We start from the raw sequence: 487 nt of genomic DNA on the forward strand, positions 1-487 counted from the left end.
GGCGTTTTCACTAAAGAGATGTTAGATAGAACCAAAGAGATAATGGAGGAAACCTGTAAGCAAATGGATTGCGAGCTTTTAGAGTTTGGTGGAGAACATGACCACGTTCACTTAATGGTGTCTATTCACCCCAAAGTTGCTGTATCGAATTTGGTTGGCAAATTAAAAGGGAAGTCGTCATATATACTAAGGCGTGAGTATTGGAATCGGATTAAGACGATGCTTTGGGGAAATCACTTTTGGTCGCCTAGTTATTGTGTCGTGTCATGCGGCGGCGCGAGTTTGGATGTAATTAAGCAGTACATTGAAAATCAAAACACACCGCCAAGTGAAAGAGCCGTAAAAACTTCACGCGCTTTAAGTCAGAAAAAAGACTAGTTACCTCTTGCTTGACTCGCCCTTGAAAGGGTGAGATTGCGCAAGCCTAATGTTCAATTCAATGCAGAGAAAACAAGAAAGTACGCGGCTCGCCCCACAGGACTAAATA

1 protein-coding gene is annotated in these 487 nt (G+C 42.7%); it reads left to right on the forward strand.

Translation table 11 applies throughout. From position 1 onward, the window contains the following. The coding region (tnpA, locus tag CWB80_RS21955) for an IS200/IS605 family transposase (protein ID WP_138686316.1) at positions 1–378 on the forward strand (378 nt) is incomplete at its 5' end. Positions 379–487 lie beyond the last annotated feature (109 nt).

Source organism: Pseudoalteromonas sp. S1650 (genome assembly GCF_005887195.1).
Taxonomy (GTDB): domain Bacteria; phylum Pseudomonadota; class Gammaproteobacteria; order Enterobacterales; family Alteromonadaceae; genus Pseudoalteromonas; species Pseudoalteromonas simplex.